This window comes from Pseudomonas frederiksbergensis (assembly GCF_003732665.1).
In the GTDB taxonomy this organism is placed as follows: domain Bacteria; phylum Pseudomonadota; class Gammaproteobacteria; order Pseudomonadales; family Pseudomonadaceae; genus Aquipseudomonas; species Aquipseudomonas frederiksbergensis_G.
Genome location: NZ_MOBP01000267.1, coordinates 1 through 315, shown reverse-complemented (window position 1 = coordinate 315; position 315 = coordinate 1). Strand labels below are relative to the sequence as shown.

The window sequence follows — 315 nt, the reverse complement described above, 5'->3', positions numbered from 1 at the left end:
GTGGCCGCTGCTGTTGCGCATGTTGTTCAGGTACACCTGCAGGGTCTCATAGCGGGTGCCGACGAGGATGTTGGCGAACACGAACTCGCCGAACAGGAACGAGAAGGACAGCAGCAGCGCCACCATCAAGCCCTTGCGCAGGTTCGGCAGCACCACCAGCACGGCGGCCTGGAAGGTGCTGGCGCCGAGCAGTTGGGCGGCGTCCATCAGGTCGCGCAGGTTGATGGCTTGCAGGTTGTTGGTGATCGCCCGGTACATGAACGGCAGGGCGACGGTGAAGTAGCAGCCGATCAGAATCCACGGCGTGCCCACCAT

The 315-nt window shown here is 63.2% G+C and carries 1 protein-coding gene; it reads right to left on the bottom strand.

Annotated features, from left to right (window positions below):
- The coding region (locus tag BK665_RS34140; protein ID WP_123410672.1) for an ABC transporter permease at window positions 1-315 on the bottom strand (315 nt) is incomplete at both ends.